12 protein-coding genes and 1 tRNA gene are annotated in these 16,883 nt (G+C 72.1%); 7 read left to right on the top strand and 6 right to left on the bottom strand.

The genetic code is table 11. The features are described from left to right. The first annotated feature begins 1 nt into the window (after position 1). The 3 genes from repSA (at position 2) to OG776_RS28410 (ending at position 2,720) form a co-directional block, all read left to right on the top strand. Complete coding sequence (gene repSA / locus OG776_RS28420) at positions 2 to 1,378, top strand: replication initiator protein RepSA (protein WP_329326644.1); 1,377 nt, start codon at positions 2 to 4, stop codon at positions 1,376 to 1,378. Continuing rightward, positions 1,375 to 1,587: a helix-turn-helix domain-containing protein gene (locus tag OG776_RS28415; RefSeq protein ID WP_329326536.1), complete on the top strand. Its 213-nt coding sequence runs from the start codon at positions 1,375 to 1,377 to the stop codon at positions 1,585 to 1,587. The genes repSA and OG776_RS28415 overlap by 4 nt, the downstream gene beginning before the upstream one ends. A gap of 95 nt (positions 1,588 to 1,682) precedes the next feature. Next, the gene (locus OG776_RS28410; RefSeq protein WP_329326534.1) at positions 1,683 to 2,720 is read left to right on the top strand and encodes a tyrosine-type recombinase/integrase; all 1,038 of its coding nucleotides are present in this window, start codon (positions 1,683 to 1,685) and stop codon (positions 2,718 to 2,720) included. A 92-nt stretch (positions 2,721 to 2,812) separates the two neighbouring features. On the opposite strand, the gene OG776_RS28405 is transcribed toward OG776_RS28410, so the two are convergent. Continuing rightward, positions 2,813 to 2,887, bottom strand: a tRNA-Val gene (locus tag OG776_RS28405). A gap of 212 nt (positions 2,888 to 3,099) precedes the next feature. Here OG776_RS28405 and OG776_RS28400 point away from each other — a divergent pair. The 3 genes from OG776_RS28400 to OG776_RS42460 all read left to right on the top strand — a co-directional run bounded on the left by OG776_RS28400 (position 3,100) and on the right by OG776_RS42460 (position 6,661). Next, on the top strand, positions 3,100 to 3,873 hold the full coding sequence (locus OG776_RS28400; RefSeq protein WP_329322736.1) for a DUF4097 family beta strand repeat-containing protein: 774 nt from the start codon (positions 3,100 to 3,102) through the stop codon (positions 3,871 to 3,873). 317 nt (positions 3,874 to 4,190) lie between these two features. Continuing rightward, the gene (locus OG776_RS28395; RefSeq protein ID WP_329322735.1) at positions 4,191 to 5,597 is read left to right on the top strand and encodes a hypothetical protein; all 1,407 of its coding nucleotides are present in this window, start codon (positions 4,191 to 4,193) and stop codon (positions 5,595 to 5,597) included. 242 nt (positions 5,598 to 5,839) lie between these two features. Beyond that, positions 5,840 to 6,661, top strand: coding sequence for a DUF4383 domain-containing protein (locus OG776_RS42460; RefSeq protein ID WP_443077292.1), 822 nt, complete (start codon positions 5,840 to 5,842; stop codon positions 6,659 to 6,661). A gap of 169 nt (positions 6,662 to 6,830) precedes the next feature. Here OG776_RS42460 and OG776_RS28385 read toward each other — a convergent pair whose 3' ends face one another. The 3 genes from OG776_RS28385 to OG776_RS28375 form a co-directional block, all read right to left on the bottom strand. After that, positions 6,831 to 7,778 (bottom strand): amidase domain-containing protein, encoded by a 948-nt coding sequence (locus OG776_RS28385; RefSeq protein ID WP_329322734.1) that lies wholly within the window; start codon positions 7,776 to 7,778, stop codon positions 6,831 to 6,833. A gap of 368 nt (positions 7,779 to 8,146) precedes the next feature. After that, positions 8,147 to 9,448, bottom strand: coding sequence for a hypothetical protein (locus tag OG776_RS28380; RefSeq protein WP_261994890.1), 1,302 nt, complete (start codon positions 9,446 to 9,448; stop codon positions 8,147 to 8,149). Between the two features lie 60 nt (positions 9,449 to 9,508). Next, entirely contained in the window at positions 9,509 to 11,944 is a 2,436-nt protein-coding gene (locus OG776_RS28375; protein ID WP_261994891.1) for a transglycosylase domain-containing protein, read from the bottom strand. Between the two features lie 312 nt (positions 11,945 to 12,256). On the opposite strand from OG776_RS28375, the gene OG776_RS28370 reads away from it, so the two are divergent. Continuing rightward, positions 12,257 to 12,484 carry an FmdB family zinc ribbon protein gene (locus OG776_RS28370; RefSeq protein WP_329322733.1) on the top strand — a complete coding sequence of 76 codons (228 nt, stop codon included), beginning with the start codon at positions 12,257 to 12,259 and terminating at the stop codon, positions 12,482 to 12,484. Positions 12,485 to 13,334: 850 nt separating this feature from the next. Here OG776_RS28370 and OG776_RS28365 read toward each other — a convergent pair. Together OG776_RS28365 and OG776_RS28360 are read right to left on the bottom strand one after the other, a co-directional pair. After that, on the bottom strand, positions 13,335 to 14,162 hold the full coding sequence (locus OG776_RS28365; RefSeq protein WP_148013787.1) for an HAD family hydrolase: 828 nt from the start codon (positions 14,160 to 14,162) through the stop codon (positions 13,335 to 13,337). Further along, the gene (locus OG776_RS28360; RefSeq protein WP_329322732.1) at positions 14,162 to 16,867 is read right to left on the bottom strand and encodes a phosphoribosyltransferase; all 2,706 of its coding nucleotides are present in this window, start codon (positions 16,865 to 16,867) and stop codon (positions 14,162 to 14,164) included. Before OG776_RS28360 ends, OG776_RS28365 begins: the two co-directional genes overlap by 1 nt. Between the last annotated feature and the right edge of the window lie 16 nt (positions 16,868 to 16,883).

Below are 16,883 nucleotides of genomic sequence, written 5' to 3'. Positions count from 1 at the left end.
CCTGGACCTCCTGACCGACCCCGTCACCCTCGGCGACCTGCTGAGGGTGGCCTCGGCCGACGACTTCGACCGCTGGCACGACCAAATCCGCCGCACCGGCGGCTGCGCCGACCCCATCCACCTCACCGGCTGGACCCTCAGCAAGGACAAGACCACCGGCCAGACCCTCCACCACTACTCGACGGAGTCCGAGCCGGGTGGACGGCTGCGGGTCGCGTGCGGCAACCGGCGGGCCTCCCGCTGCCCCTCCTGCGCCTTCACCTACGCGGGCGACACCTACCACCTCATCCGCGCGGGCCTCGCCGGAGACGACCGCCGCGACATCCCCGCCACCGTCCGCGACCACCCCCGCGTCTTCGCCACCCTCACCGCCCCGTCCTTCGGCCCCGTCCACAACCGCCCCGACCGCGGGACCTGCCGCTGCGGCACCGACCACCCCGCCGCCGACCCTGCACTCGGCACGGCTCTCGATCCAGCCGCCTACGACTACGCGGGCGCCGTCCTCTTCAACAACCACGCGGGCGATCTGTGGCAGCGGTTCACCAACCGGCTCCGCCGTGAGATCGCCGCCCGCGCAGGCCTGTCGCAGCGGGAGCTGAAGGATTCGGCCCGGCTCTCCTACGGGAAGGTCGCCGAGTTCCAAAAGCGTGGCGCCCTGCACTTCCACGCCGTGATCCGCCTCGACGGAGCGGACGGCCCCGACACCCCGCCGCCGTCCTGGGCGAGCGTCGGCCTTCTCTCCGACGCCATCCGCGCCGCCGCGGCGCACTCCTACACCTCGGTCTCCGTCCCGGCCGCCGACACGCAGCCGGCGCGCACCTTCCGGTGGGGCACCCAGCTCGACGTCCGCCCCGTGAAGGCGTTCGGGGACGGCTCCGACATCACCGAGCAGGCCGTCGCCTCCTACGTCGCCAAGTACGCCACCAAAGCCGCAGAGAACACCGGAACCCTCGACCGGCGCATCGGCGAACTCGCCGAACTCGACCGCCACCGGATCCCCGACCACACCCGCCGCCTCATCGAGGCGTGCAAGCAGCTCGACTCGCTCTACCCGGAACGGCGGCTGTGGGCGTGGGCTCACATGCTCGGCTTCCGCGGCCACTTCTCCTCCAAGTCCCGCCGTTACTCCACCACCCTCGGCGAGCTGCGCCAGGCCCGCGCCGACTTCCGCGCCGCACAGGAACGGCAAGCCCTCGGCCTCGAGGAGCGCGAGCCGGACACCGTCCTCGTCCTCGCCGACTGGCAATACGCCGGCCACGGCCACACCCCCGGCGAATCCGCCCTCGCCGCCACCATCGCCCGCGACCTCCAACACAACCGCGAAACAGCCCGCGAAGCCCTACGCGACCAGCTCGCCCTGGAAGGAGCCGCAGCATGAAGGACCGATACCTCAGCGTCGACCAGGTGGCCGAACTGCTCGGCACCTCGGCGCGCTTCCCCCGCCGGCTGATAGCCGAGCGGCGCATCACCTTCGTGAAGGTCGGCCGTCATGTCCGAATCCCTGAGAGTGCCGTGGACGCCTACATCACGGAGCACACCGTGGAGCCGATCACGGTCCGTGCCTCGCGCCTGAAGGCGGTGGCGTGATGGCGAACTCCAAGGGGCGCCGTCGTCGCTTCGGGTCCGTGCGCAAGCTGCCCTCTGGCCGCTTTCAGGCCCGCTACCGGGGTCCGGACGGTCTGATGCGTACGGCTGACACGACCTTCGCAACGCAGACCGATGCGGACCGCTGGCTCGTCAAGCAAGAGGCCAAGATCCTCGGCGGCGACTGGACGAACCCGGACGTCAAGATTGCGTTCGGTGACTTCGCGCAGTCGTGGTTCAAGGATCGCGACTACGCGGCCACCACGCGGGAGCGCAACGCCGGCGTGCTCAACCGGCACATCCTGCCGACGTTCCGCACGGTCCCCCTGCGGGAGATCACCACTCCGCAGGTACGGCGCTGGCGTAGCGACCTCCTCGACGCCGGAGTCGGGCCGGCCACCGTCTCCAAGGCGTACCAAGTCCTCCGGGCCATCATGAACACGGCCGTGGATGACGGACTGATCGAGCGCAATCCGTGCCGGGTCAAGGGCGCCGGGACGGTCACCCACACCGAGCGGCCGTTCCTCTCTGTACCCGAGGTGTACCGGCTCGCCGACGCGGTCCCGCCGCACTGCCGCGCCCTGGTGCTCGTGGCCGCGTTCGCCGCGCTCCGCTTCGGCGAGCTGGCCGCACTCCAGCGCAGGGACATCGACCTGGAGGCCCGTACCGTCTCTGTCCGCCGCTCGTACGCCGAGACCCGGACGGATGGCCTCACCGTCAAGGCTCCCAAGAGTGCGGCGGGTGTCCGCACCGTGGCGTTCCCGGCCTCGCTCGTACCCGAGCTGGCGCAGCATCTGGCGGAGCACGCGGAGGCTGGCCGGACTGGGCTCGTCTTCGTCGGGGCCCGCGGCGGTGTCCTGCGGCGGAACAACTTCCGGCGGATCTGGCTCCGCGCTCTCACCGCGACCGGTCTCGGTGACGTCCACTTCCACGATCTCCGGCACACCGGCAACACCCTCGCTGCGACCGGCGGCGCCACCACCCGCGAGTTGATGCAACGGATGGGCCACTCGTCGGTGCGGGCCGCGCTGGTCTATCAGCACCTCGTCAATGGGCGCGATCACGAGATCGCCGACTACGTGGACGGTCAGATCCGGAAGGTGAAGCGGCCCCCGCGCGGACCATCTGGCACGTGAGTGGCACGGCGGCGAAAAGTCGCCGAGAAAGATCAAGGCCCAGGTCTCCGGCTTCGCACCGGTTGACCTGGGCCTTAGTCGTGTCCTGAGACTGGTGGGCGCGGACGGTTTCGAACCGCCGACATCCGCCTTGTAAGGGCGGCGCTCTACCACTGAGCTACGCGCCCAGGACGAGTCGACAGCCTACATTGCCCGGGGGCGTGCCCCGCAAACCCGTTTCCGGTCGGGAAGGGCCGGTGGGCGGGGGTTATCCCCACCTCCGATCCGCCTGCCGCCCGGATCCCCCGCCCGCGCCCCGGTCCGTACGGTCGAAGTGCGTCGAAGGAACGAGCCCGAGGGGCCCGGCGCACTCGCGTTCTTCTCAGGGGGATGGATCTTCATGGCACGTACAGCGCGCACTCGGACGGTGGCCGCGACCGGCGCCGTCGTGGCCCTTCTCGCGACGCTCGCCGCATGTGGCGCCGGCGCCGGGGACGACCGGCACCCGGACCACCGTTCCTTCGCCCTGCACGGGCACACCCTCACCGTGGACTCGGACGACTCCGCGCTCGAACTCGTGGTCGCCGGCTCCCGGAGTACGGACAAGGTCGAGGTCACCCGGTGGTTCCAGGGCCGTGTCGTCGTCGGCGGTGACCCCCGGGTCACCTGGGCGATGAAGAACGACCGGCTCACCCTGCGGATGAAGTGCTCGGGCATGATCGCCGACTGCAGTGCCAAGCACCGCATCGTGGTGCCGTCCGGGGTCGCCGTGAACGTCGTCGACAAGGACGGCAGCGTACGGGCGGACGGCTTCGCCACGGCGCTGAACATCCGCACCTCGGACGGCAGCGTCCGCGTGACGGACTCCTCCGGACCGCTGGACCTCCGCAGCGGCGACGGCTCGATCCGCGCGCTCGGCGTGGACTCGCGGCAGGTGCGCGCCCGTACCGAGGACGGCTCCGTGCGGCTCGGACTCGGTGTCGTACCGGATCTCGTGGACTCCCGCAGCGGCGACGGTTCGCTCACCATCGAGCTGCCCAGCGACGCCTACCGCGTGGCCGCCGACAGCGGCGACGGCTCGGTGCACGTGTCCGTACCCCGGGACCCCGCGAGCTCCCACCGGATCTCCGCCCACACCGGCGACGGCGGCATCACCGTGCGTACGGCGAAGTAGCGCGGGCGGGGCCCCGGCGCCCGCACGCGCACACGTACCCGCACCCGCACCCGGGTCCGGCGTCCGGCGTCCGGCACCCCAGGCCAACGGTCCGCTCCGGTCTGACTCCCCGGCTCGATACCCCGGGGCGACGCCCCAGCTCGACACCCTGGTCCGGCTCCCCGGTCCGCCGGTCCGGCCCGACGGTTCCCGCCGCCGGTCCGGCACGACCGTTCGAACTCGGGGTTCGAACTTGCGAACCTTTCGGCCCGTGTGTTCGTCCTCTACCGGTGGGAGAATGACACCGGCACAGGGTGGATACAGCACGGGAGAGGGATGTGACGGCGACGACATCTTCAGAGCCGCACACACCGTCGTCGTCGGGCGCGCCCCCGGCACGCCCGCGTCGCGCCCGCCGCTCCCGCGGGCACCTGGACGTGCTGACCCTGGTCACCGTCCCGCTGCTCGCCGCGCTCGTGTTGCCCGCCGCGTTCGCCGGCGGCGGCACCCGCCGGTGGTTCGGCGGACGTTCCGAGAGCCAGCGGGCCGAGGCACAGGCCGCGAAGGACGCCGCCGCGGCCGCCTTCTACGAACTGGACACCGCCCAGCGGGATCTGCGGATCTCGATCGAGACGATCACCGCCGTCGACGACTCCCCCGCCGCCCGCCGCGCCGTCTCCGACTTCGAGGCGCTGGGGCGGCGCATCGACGAGGCGAGCGGCAAGTACATCGAGGCCGTCGACGCGCACGACCTCGACCGGGACGAGCTGGAGGCCTCGGTCGCCGCACGCGCCCGTACCGAGCTGACCGCCGCCAAGGACGAGCTGAACCGGGTGAAGCGCGACCTCGACCGGTACGCGCAGGGGCTCGGTCCGCTGCTCGGCAAGGCCGAGACCCAGCTGGCCCGCCTCGCGCCGGCCGTCGAGCGGGCCCGCCAGGCGCTGCTCGCCGCCTCGAACGCGCTGGACGACGTACGCGGCTCCGGGCTCACCGCCGACGGCCTCGCCGCCCGCCTGGCCGCCCTCGGCCCCGAGCTGACCCGGCTCAACCAGGGAGCCGGACAGCACGGCGTGCCCGAGACCCTGGAGCGCGCCGAGCGGGTCTCCCGGGAGGCCGGGGCGGTGCGCGCCGAGGCGGAGCGACTGCCGGAGCGGGCCGCCGAGATCGACCACCGGCTGGTGTCGCTGCGCACCCGCGCCCAGGCGCTGACCACCCGTGCCGGGCAGGTCGAACCGGTACTGAGCGAGCTGCGGCGCCGGTTCACGGCCGCCTGCTGGCAGGACCTGCAGCACGTACCGGACCAGGCCGCGGAGAACGTCCGGCAGGCCGAGCTCAAGCTGAAGGAGGCGCAGGCCGCGCGGGACGCCCAGCGCTGGCCGGACGCGACCTCGCTGCTGTCCACGGTGCGGGCGCTGCTGAACGGTACCGACGAGGCCGTGTCGGCGGCCGGCGACCGTCTGCGGCGGCTGAACGCCGTGACCAAGGACCCGCAGCAGGAGATCGACCGCACCCGGTTCGCCCTGCGCGACGCGCAGCGGCTGGCCATGGCGGGCCGCAACACGCCGGACCCGCGCCACGCCCGCCCGCTCGACGAGGCCGTGGCCCGCCTGGACCGCGCGGTCTCCACCCTGGAGGGCCGCCATCCCGACTTCTGGTACTTCCTGACGGAGACGGAGGCGGTACGGGGGACGGTGGCCCGGGTCGTCTCGCAGATCCGCGAGGAACGGGGCGGCTCCGGGGCCTGACGGGTACGAGCGCCCAGGTCCCGCCCGACTCGGGTCCCGCCCCACTCGGTTCCCGCCCCACTCGGGTCCCGCCGGACCTGCCCCGCTCGGGTCCTGCCCGGTCCGCGCGAGAACGCCCACCGAGACCGCCCACCGGGAACGCCCTCCGCCGGAGCCGCCGGAGGCCTGTGTGGCGGTCCCGGCCCGGTCGGCGGATGCTGGTGGGTACGCACGGCCTCCGCTGGCTGAAGAGGGAGGCGGATATGGCCACGCACGTACTTCGTCCCGGACCCAGGAAGCGCTTCGCCCTCGACGAGCATCTGCCCGTGGACCACCGGCTGAGCACGTTCTACCGGATCGGCGCGGGCCTGATGGGCCTGTTCCTGCTCGCCTTCGGCATCCTGGGCCTCACCGACAACATCGGCTTCTTCACCACCCACGGGGACACCGTCGTGGGCCTGAACACCAACGGCACCCTCAGCGTGATATCGATCTGCGCCGGGCTCATCCTGTTCGCGGGCATGGTGATCGGCGGGAACGTCGCGTCGACCGTCAACATGGTCCTCGGCGTGCTGTTCATCCTCAGCGGCTTCCTGAACCTGGCGCTGCTGGACACCAGCTTCAACTTCCTCGCCTTCCACATCCAGAACGTGCTGTTCAGCTTCGTGGTGGGCGTCCTGCTGATGTTCTTCGGCATGTACGGGAGGGTCGGCTCGGCCCTGCCGCACGACAACCCGTACTGGAAGGCCCGCCATCCCGAGGCCGTGGCACACGAGGAACGGACACGAACCCTGCGGGAGGCGGCCACGGCGACGGCGCTGGAACGAGGCCGCAGCACCCCGGAGGCTCCCGGGACCCCGGGGGCCACGGTCTCCCGGGGGACGGGCCTCCAGGAGCCCGGAGACTCACGGGCCATGGGCCCCGGGGGCGGGAGCCGGGACACCATGACTCCCGGCACCATGACTCCAGGGACCGAGGGCCCGGGCGTCACGGGCCCCGGAGGCGGGAGCCCCGGCACGACGCCCAAGGGCCACCCGGGCACCACGGGCTCGGGGGACGGCGACCCCGGCAGCATGGACCCCTGAGATCCGGTCCCCGGGACCCGCGGCCGGTCCCCGGGACCCGCGGACCGACGGGTCACGGAGCGTGGATCACCGGGTCACGGGTCACGGGGTCACGGGTCCCTGTGACCGCCTCGACGGGGACCGGGTCACCGGACGTGACCCGGTCACCGTCGCTCCGGTGCGGCAGGGCTCAGGTGCGGTAGGCGTAGTACGCCGAGTTCGGGTACGACGCGAGGAGACTCTGCACCGACCGGCGGTAGGTGTCGGTGTCGTGGTAGGTCAGGTACGGCACGCCGCCGGCACTGCGGTAGGACGTGATCATGGTGTGGTCCTTGGACCCGTCCTTGTCGAAGTCCATCTGCATGACGTCGCCGACGTCCATCTGGTAGACGTTCGCCAGCGGGGCGGTCCGCCCGGCGGTCTGGGTGAACCAGGACCACTCGTTCACGCCGACCCAGGAGTCGGACTGTCCCGAGGTGCCGTAGTACCAGGTGCCGTACTCCTCGTCCGAGGACGTCACCGGCTGCCAGCCGCCCGCCTTCAGGGACTGGCTCACATAGTTGGTGCAGTCGCCTCCGACCGCATTGAAGCTCCGGTAGGCGGTGTTGTAGTTCTTCCAGTACTTCTCCGCGTACGTGGCCATCGCCGCGTAGTCGTACGGGCCGCCGGAGAGGTTCTTGACGGCCGCGGGCGCGGGGTAGGTGGTCGCCGCCCGCGGGGCGTCGATGACGGCCATCGGGCTCACGCGCGCCGGTGCGGCGCCCGCGGACCCGTCGGTGGTCGCCGGCTCGTTGACCTGCCGGGGACCCCGGTCCGCCGGGCGCAGACCGGACAGCTGCCAGGTGCCGTCCGTCCGGGCGGCGAAGGTCAGGACGTGGTGGGCGCTGAAGCCCGTCGTGGCGGGTTCGTCGCCGCGGATCCTCCGGTACGTGAGGACGGTGGTCTCGGTGACCCAGGCCGTGGCCCGTGATCCCGTCACCCGGGTCCTGTCGACGGTGACCTCGGTGTCGGCGGCGGTGTAGGCCTCGCCCAGCGCCGCGAGGCGCGACCGGGTGCCGCGCAGGGAGGCCTCGGCGGCGTCCTCGGTGCGGGTCAGCGCGGCGGTCAGCGAGACCCGTCCCGCTCCCGCGGCCCGCACGCCCGCTCCCGGCGCCACCCGGGGGGGCCGCCGTTCCGGGGGCCAGCAGGGCGTCCGTGCGGTCGGTCAGCACGGCGTCCGCGATCCGGCCGAAAGCGTCCGCCGTCGCCCGGTCCACGGTGACCGGCGCGTCCGCCGCGTGGGCGGTGGACACGGGCAGCAGGACGGCGGAGAGGGCAACCGCCACCAGCACGGTCGAGCGGCTGCGGCTCGACGTCTGCGATCTCACTGTTGATTCTCCTTGATCCCCCGGTCGGGCGCCGGGGAGGGAATCACTACCTGTCCCGTTCAACTGCGCCAAAACCGCGTGGATTTCATGGAGAAAAGGTCAACTCCCTTATCAGCCAGGTAAGTTGACCCGCCAACAGCTACTTCACCACCGTCGACCAGTCCGGTGACTGCGCGGGATCCAGGCTGCGCAGCCGCTCCAGGGTCGCGGGCTTCTGCACGTCGAGCCAGTCGGACAGCTCCCGGAAGGACACACAGCGAACGCCCTTCTTGGTGCAGACGTTCTTGACGACCTGGTCGATGGACTTCATGTAGATGCCACCGTTCCAGTCCTCGAAGTGGTTGCCGATGAAGAGCGGCGCCCGGCTGCCGTAGTACACGCGGTCGAAGCCCGCCATGTACGAGTTCACGGTCTCCTGCTGCCACTGCGGGTACTTCGCCGGGTCGCCGGTCGTCTCGCCCTCGGACTGGTTGTAGAGGAAGTTGAAGTCCATGGACAGGCCCTGGTACTTGCCGCCCTCGTACGGAAGCATCTGGAGCGGGAAGTCCCAGACGCCCTCCTTCTTGGCGGGCCATATCTGGAAGTCGCCGGCCGAGCTGGCGTCGTAGCGCCACTTGTACTTCTTGGCCGTGGCCTTCATGGCCTTGAGCAGGTTCTGCTGCCCCTCGAGGCACGGCGCGCGGCCGCCGTTGACCTCACGCGCGGGATCGAAGGGCAGCGCGGGCAGGTCGCTGTAGCCGGTGTTGGTCTTCCACTTCTCCACGAAGGAGAAGAACTGGTCGATCTCGCTCTCCCACTCCTCCACGCTCCAGTCCCCGCCGCCCTTGTCGCCGCAGAAGTGACCGTTGAAGTGGGTGCCGATCTCGTTGCCCTCCTTCCACGCCTCCCCGAGCTGCGTCAGCGTGGTACGGATGTGCTCGTCGGTGGGATAGCTGATCGCGGCGGACCCCGGCGAGTGCATCGGCGGTTCGTAGAGCGTCTTCTTGGCCTTGGGCAGCAGATAGATGCCGGTCAGGAAGAACGTCATGTGCGCGTTGTATTCCTTGGCCAACTCCGTGTAGTGCGAGAAGAGTTTGTCGTCGCCCTGCAGGGCGCCGTCCCAGGAGAAGACGACGAACTGGGGCGGCTTCTCCCCCGGCTTGAGCGGCACGGCCTTGAAGTCGTCCTTCTGTGGCCCGGTGTAGGACGTGGAACCGTCCCCGAGCACCTTGGTCCTGCCGTCCCAGACGGGCTCCTTGGCGGCCTTCGGGGCGGCGTTGGAGCCCCGTCCGGCGGACGCGGCCGGAGTGGTGCTGTCCGAGCCCCGCAGCGCGAGGAAGGTCGCCGTGGAGGTGGCCACGACGAGGAAGGCCGTCATCGCCACGAAACTCTGGCGAGCGGACGTGGCAGCGGAACCGGGAGCGGGCTCGCGGCGGCGGCGCCGGCTGTGCTTCGAGTTCATACGGGGCACATTCTGGGAAGGGGGCGGACGGAGCGGGGGACGGCCTCGCGGCCGTCGTGGTCAGCCGAGCGGGCTCATGGCGCCGGCCCAGATGCCGTAGGGGACATCGTCGTCGGGTGTGCCTGCGATCCCCTTGAGCGGCAGCGGTTCGAGGCTCTTGGTCAGGTCCAGGCGGTAGAGGACGACGGCCGTCGACACGGAACGGTCCGTGCCCACGTACCAGGCCGCCTTGTCGTCCTGCGTGGTGCCGGCCTTCCCGGCCGCCTGCGGCGCGGACTGGGTCGCGCCGGGATGCGCTTCACGGAAGGCGTCCGTGAGGGCCTCGGTGACCTGGCCGGCCACCTCGGGGCGGATCGCACGGCGGGGCCGGGGCATCTCCAGGGCGACCGAGGAACCGTTGCGGGTGATGCGCCGCACCGAGTACGGCTCGGTGTGCGTACCGCCCGCGGCGAACGTGCCGTAGGAGTTCGCCATCCGGATCGCGCTCGGGGTGGAGCTGCCCAGCGACAGCGCGGGCACCTGCGGTCCCAGGCTGGAGGAGAGCAGGCCGCTCGCCTCTGCGGTCTCCCGCACCTTGTCCAGTCCGGTATCCATGCCGAGCTGCATGAACGGCACGTTCACCGACCCGGCGAGCGCCTTGCGCAGACTGATCCGTCCGTAGGACTTGTTGCCGTCGTTGTGGGCGGCGACCTTCTTGCCGCTGCGGTCCCAGTAGGGGCCCTCGGGCGTGGAGACGGGGACGCCGTCGTCGGCGTCGTAGAGGGACTCGGGCGAGACCGGTGTCGCCGCGCTGTCACGGGTCTTGTGCACACCGTGCTGCAGCCCGGCCGCGTACACGAACGGCAGGAAGGCCGAACCCGCGGGCACCGTGGTCGCGTTGGACTCGTTGTACCCCTGTTTCCGGTGGTCCGGACCGCCGTAGACGGCGAGGATCCGTCCGTCGTCCGCCACCGAGGCGGCCCCGTAGTGCGCGGTCTTCGCCGCGCCCGGGTCACTCTTCAGCGCCTTCTTGCGGGCCTTGGAGACGGCGTCCGTGAGCGCGGTCTCCCGCTTGCGGTCGAAGGTCGTGTAGATCTGGTAGCCGCCGAGGTCGAACTCCTTGTCGGAGATGTGGGCGGCCTTCTTGGCGTACTGGGTGGCCAGTTCGACCAGGTAGTCGCTCTGCTTGCCGGTGTCGTAGACCCGGCCCTGCTTGAGGGGTTCGGGGAACTTTGTGTACTTGGCGCGCTCGGCGGGCGACAGCTTGCCGATCTTGACCATGCGGTCGAGGATCCAGGACCAGCGCTCCACGGCCCGGTCGTGGTTCTTCTGGCTCAGGGTGGGGTCGTAGAGGCCCGCGCCCTTGAGGAGCGAGGCGAGGAACGCGCCCTCGCTCGCGTCGAGTTTGCTCACGTCCTTGCCGTAGTAGGCCTGGGCGGCGCGCTGGAGGCCGTAGGTGCCCCGGCCGAACCAGCTCGTGTTGAGGTAGCCCTCCAGGATCTTGTCCTTGCTCATCCTGTTGTCGAGCTTCAGGGAGATCATGGCCTCGGTGAACTTGCGGGTCACCGTCTGGTTCTGGGTCAGATAGACGTTCTTGACGTACTGCTGGGTGATCGTCGAACCGCCCTGGGTGTCCCCCTGGCCCACCGTGCGCACCAGGGCGCGGCTGATGCCCTTGAACGAGATGCCCGGGTCGGAGTAGAAGCTCTCGTTCTCGGCCGCCAGCACCGCCCAGCGCACCTGCTCGGGTATGTCCTTCAGCGGCATCGCCTGGCGCTGCACCCACCCGGTGCGGGCCATGGGCGTTCCGTCGGACCAGAAGTAGACGTTGTCCTGCTGGGTGGCATAGGTGTTCAGGTTCTTGGGGATGTCCGTGGCGGCGTAGGCGATGGCCAGCAGGGAGGTGCTCAGTCCGATGCCCAGACCCCAGGCCGCGAGCCACTGGCGCCACGAGGGCACCCAGCGTCGCCAGCCGGCCCGGCCCGGCCGGGGGTACTGCGGCTTCAGCCGACGGGCCACCGGCGCGAGCCGCGCGGCGAGCGCGGAGGACTGCACCGGTCGGCGACGGGAGCCTCGATGGCGTGAATTCGCCCCTCGATCGGCTTGTTGTGACTCCTCCTCCGCGGGCGCGGACTCCTCGCCGGAGGTGCCGTCGGGGACTTCGGCGCCCGGCGGTATGCGAAGCTGCGTGGTCTCCTCGGCGGGACGCTCCGCGCGCCGCGAAGGGCTCCGGGGCACCGGCGGCGGTATACGGAGCTGGGTGGTCTCCTCGGCGGGCGGCACCCGCAGTTGGGTGGTCTCCTCCGCGGGACGCTCCGTGCCCTGCGACGCGTTCTCCGGTACGCGCGGTGGTATACGAAGCTGCGTGGTCTCCTCGGCGGGCGTCTCGTTCCCCCTGCGCCCGGCCGCGGAGCCCTTCGGCTCGCCCTCGCCCGTGCGACGGCCCGTGCGGCCGTCGTCCTCCGGATCAGCCATGGCGGGCTCCGGCACATGGACGGCCCAGGGGATGCGGGGCATCCAAGCGATGCCATGCCTCGATCACGACTGCGTCTCCCTCCGCACTTCGGAATTGCGCGCGCGGGCAGATGCAGCGGCCGCACATGCGGCTGCGAGCCCCCCTCCCCGACCTTGCGGCTCGTCGCGGCCCTCTTAAATTATCAGCGACTAATACGATCTCTTCGCTCAGGAACGAGACAGAAATGTTCCGGAGCTCAAGTCGGCCTGCCGCGCGCGAGCGTGAACTGTCTGTTTCCGGTCCCTGCCGTCCCCTCCGGAAAGCCGCGTCCCGGAAGACTGCGATCGCCGCCATCAGCCCGCTAACCTGGGCACATGCCTCGCTACGAGTACCGCTGCCGGACCTGCGGCGACACCTTCGAACTGAGCCGCCCGATGGCGGATTCCGCGGCTCCGGCGGCCTGCCCCGCCGGACATGACGACACAGTGAAACTTCTCTCCACCGTCGCAGTCGCGACCGGCGGCGGGGCGCCGGCGCCCCGCCCGAGCGGTGGTGGGGGCGGGGGCGGCGGCGGTTGCTGCGGTGGAGGCTGCTGCGGCTGACCCGACTTTTCTCAGGAACTCTTCACGTAGGTCCGGCGGATGCCAGGGGTGACGCTCCCGGCCTCCGCCGTCGTCCTCCCGGACGGCGCCGCGGGAGCGTCCGCCGGTCCGCACGGGGGTACGGACCGGCCCGGGCCGGGTGCGCGGGCTTTCCCCCGGGTACGCGGCGGGCCTCCCTCCCCCGGGCATGCGGCGGGCCGGCCCGGGTGTGGGTCGGAGGGGCCCCGGTACGCGTCAGATCGGCCCCGGGTCCACGGCGGGCCGGTCCGGGTGGGGCTTCGGACCGGCGACCGAGTGCGGGTCGGACCGGCCCCGGTACGCGTCAGATCGGCCCCGGGCCCACGGCGGGCCGGTCCGGGTTCGGACCCGCCCCGGTGCGAGCCAAGGAGCCGGCCTGGTCGCGGACGGTGATCGGCTCCTCCCATGTTCGGGCCGCCCGACAGGGACCACGCCGACGTCGTTCCACGCGGCCAGGTGCCGCCGGGAGGCTCGCCGCTTCTTCAGCAGCACCAGGTGCGGTGCGTCCCACACGGCCCGGGTGTTCGGAACGGCCGGGGTCGGGCTTCGAAGCAGCCCGACTGACCTTCAACTGGCTCCGGTTGGGCGTGCGACCGGTACCAGGTCCACGTCGAACCCGTTCGAGTTCGATGTCAGGTCGACCCCAAGTGCGTTCCGAACCGGTCCGAGTTGGACGCCCGATCGGCCCCAAGTCCGCGTCGGATCCGCCCGGGGCGGCCGTCAGACCGGCCCCGGGTCCACGCCGGACTGCCGGTCCGCGTCGGGCATCGGACCGACCGGGCCACACGTCAGGACAGTCCCGGGTCCCCGTCGAAACCCCCGCGGCCGGGCGTCAGGACGGCTCCGGGTGGGCGGCGGCGGTCATGAACTCCCGCAGGATCCGTTCGCCCGCCGCGACGCCCCGTTCCGGGAGCGCCGTGACCGCGGGCCCGGCCCAGTCGGCCTCGGCCAGCTCACCGTGGCCGGGGCGCCAGCCCCGGTCGGCGGCCAGCAGCAGGTCGGCGTCGAGCAGGGAGTCACCGGCGGCGAGGGTCAGCGTGGCGCCGGTGCGCCGGGCGACCTCGCGCATCGCCGCGCTCTTGGTGAGCGGCTTCGGGACGGCGTAGATCTTGCGCCCCTGGAGCGAGACGGTCCAGCCGCGGTTCTCGGCCCACACCGCGAGGCTCTTCACCCACTCCTCGGGGAGCAGTTCGCGCTCGACCACGAGATAGACGAACAGGTCCTCCGCCACCCGGTGCTTGCGCACCCAGGCCGGGTCGGCGGTCGCCTCCAGGTGGGCGCGCACCTCGGCCAGCGGAGCGCACTCCGCGGCGAGCCGCGCGCTCACCCCGGCGTGCCACGCCGGGTCGGACACACCGTCGACGAGCAGGTGCCCGCCGTTGGCACAGATCGCGTACTTCGGTGCGGGGCCCGGCAGGTTGATGCGCTGGTACTGCTTGCGGGTGCGGGTCGTGGTCGGCACGAAGTGCGCCCGGTCGCCGAGTTCCGGGAGCAGCGCGGCGGCCGTCTCGGTCATGTACGACAGCGGCCTGCTCTCGTGCACCTCGACGCAGAGCAGCCGGGGGGCCCGGGCGTCCGGCATCGTCAGCCCGAGGGCCGCGGCGGAGTAGATGAGCGTACGGTCCAGATCGCTGGCGACGAGCGCCTTCGCGGCGGCCATCAGACCGCCACCGCCCGGCCGTCGGCGCCGGTCGCGCCGCGCGTGTACTTCGGGTGGATCAACCCCACGCAGGTGTAGGGGAGTTCGGCGACCTCCTCGACGGGCACCCCGCGCTGCTCGGCGAGCAGCCGTACGTGATCGAGATCGGCGCCGGCTCCCGCGCGGGCCAGGATCTTCCAGGGGACCCGGCGCAGCAGTACCCGGGTGGTCTCGCCGACGCCCGGCTTGACGAGGTTCACGTCGTGGATCCCGTACTCCTCGCTGATCCGCTCGACGGCCGCCCAGCCCTCCCAGGTGGGGGTGCGGTCGGCGGTGAGGAGTTCCTTCGCCTGGGTGCGGGCCGCCTCGGCGACGTCGGGGAAGTGGGCCTCCACGGCGTCGAGGAACTCGACGGAGACGTCGGAGCCGGCGAGTTCGCGGTAGAACTTCGCGCCGTGGAAGTCGTGCGGGCCGACCAGGTCGGAGCGCAGGACGGTCCGCGATATCAGCCCGGACACGGTCGAGTTGAGGCAGGCGGAGGGGATCAGGAAGTCCTCACGGGTGCCGTACGTCCGGACGCAGGAGCCCGGGTCGGCGAGGACCGCGATCTCCGGGTCGAAGCCGGTGATGCCCTCGGCCGCCTCGAACTCCTCGACGGCCTGGGCCAGTTCACGGGTGATGGCGCCCTTGCCGGTCCAGCCGTCGACGAAGACGACGTCGGCGGGGTCGTGGTGGGCGGCCAGCCAGCGCAGTGCGTTGGGGTCGATGCCGCGGCCGCGGACGATGGAGACGGCGTAGTGCGGCAGGTCGACGCCGTGGTGGTGGCGGGCCCAGCGGCGCATCAGGACGCCGACGGGGGTTCCCGCGCGGGCCAGGGACACCAGGACCGGCCGGGAGGCGGAGGCGTCCGGGCCGGGGCCGAGCGGGGAGCGGGAGCGTTCGGCGAGCACCAGTTCGGTGACGGCGCCGACGGCCTGGGCGATGCGCGCCGCCGAGGTCGCGAGGGCCGCGCGGAACAGTTCCTGGTACTGGTCGCTCGGCTGGTACTCGACGGGCAGCGACTCGGCGTAATGGGCGCCGCCGCTCTGGATCGCCTCCTCGCGCTCCTCCGTCGGTGCCTCCAGGGTCACGTCCGAGAGGTCCCGCAGCAGCCAGCCGACCTCGTCCGGCGCGTACGAGGAGAAGGCGGGGCCGCGAAGGGGCTCGGGCAGCATGGAGGGCCTTTCGGTGGAGCGCCGGGCGGGGACGTGGGAGGGGACCACGGCGAGCAGGACGCTCGGGGTGTGGCCGGCGAGCCGGTCCAGGAGTCCGCCGGGGGCGTGCAGCTCGGCGGTGTCGGCGGCGGAGTCCACGACGGCCACGACGGCGTCGAAGCCGGCGCCGGCGACGTTGTAGGCGTACCGCTCCCCCGGGCCGTCGTCCGGGTGGTCGTGGGCGGGGAAGGCGAGCCGGGTGCGTATCGCGTAGCCGGGGTCGTCGACGGCGAGGACCGGGGACCTGGTGGTCGTGGAGTAGCGCACCTCGGCGGCCACGACCTGCTCCAGTTCCGCGGCGAGCCGCAGTGGCGCGTACATCAGCTCCTCGAAGCCGAGTACCAGCACGCGGCGGGCGCCGTCCGGCAGCGCCTCCGCGATCCGGGCGGCCATGGCGGGCAGCGTGCCGTCCAGCCGGACGCGGTGGCCGGGCGTGAAGCCGTGCCGGCCGCCGTCGGGAACTCCGCGCGGCCAGCCGAGCTCGACCCGGGTGGCGGCCGGGTGCGTACGGCGGCGCGGGACGCTTCCGCGCCCTCCGGCCGGGCCGTGGGCCGCTCCCGCGGTGCCGGCGGCGGGGGACGGGCCGTCCTCGGCGGCCGTCCCGTGCGCGGCCCCGGGCCGCCGGGCCGACGGCGCGTCCGCGGGTGTCACCGGGGCGGGTGTCACCGGGGCGGGGCGAACGGCTTCGTCGCCCGCTGCCGCACCGGCCGCGGGCACGGACCCGGCGTCCGGGGCGCGCCCGGACGTCACGGCGTCCCGGTCCGCGGACTCGTACTCCGCCACCAGGGCCTGGCCCTTCTCCAGTACGCCCTCTGGGAGCTTCACCGTGCCGCTGGCCGCGACGACCAGGTCAACCCGGGCCCCGATCTCCCGGGCGAAGTCCTCCAGGCGCCCCAGATCGGCGGCCGACCGCATGTCGACCAGCGCGACTATCACGTACCGCTCGCGCGGATGGCGGGCGTGCAGGTCGCGGATGGTGTTGAGGACGGTGTTGCCGGTCGAGAACTCGTCGTCGACGAGGACCAGCGGACCGTCCCCCGCCAGCAGACCGGGGTCCTGCGGCAGCAGGAGATGGGAGGTGGCGTGCGAGTGCGACTCCTCGAAACCGCCCGCCGGGGTGACGCCCGGGACGGGCCGGCGCGTCGAGTGGAGGTAGGGCGCGAGGCCCACCCCGTCGGCGACGCAGTGGCCGAGCCCGGTGGCCGTCTCCGCGTAGCCGAGGACGACCGCGGCACGGGCCTCCTCGGTGCCGAGCAGCTCCCGCACCCGGCGGCCGAGCGCGATCCCGTGGCCGTACACCACGGACGGCGACTGCGGGACGTGCTTGCCCAGGACGTTCGAGACCAGCAGGTGGGCCCGCCGGGGGTTGCGCCGCAGCGCGAGCCCCAGCAGGTCGGCCAGCTTCTCGTCACCGACGAGTTCGACACCGAGCCGCCGCGCGACCCAGGTCCCCGTCCACACCACGTTGTCCATCGATTCCTTAGTCTGC

This window comes from Streptomyces sp. NBC_01689, assembly GCF_036250675.1.
Lineage (GTDB): Bacteria > Actinomycetota > Actinomycetes > Streptomycetales > Streptomycetaceae > Streptomyces.
Note: the sequence above shows the minus strand (reverse complement) of the source record. Positions and strands in the feature narration are given on the sequence as shown.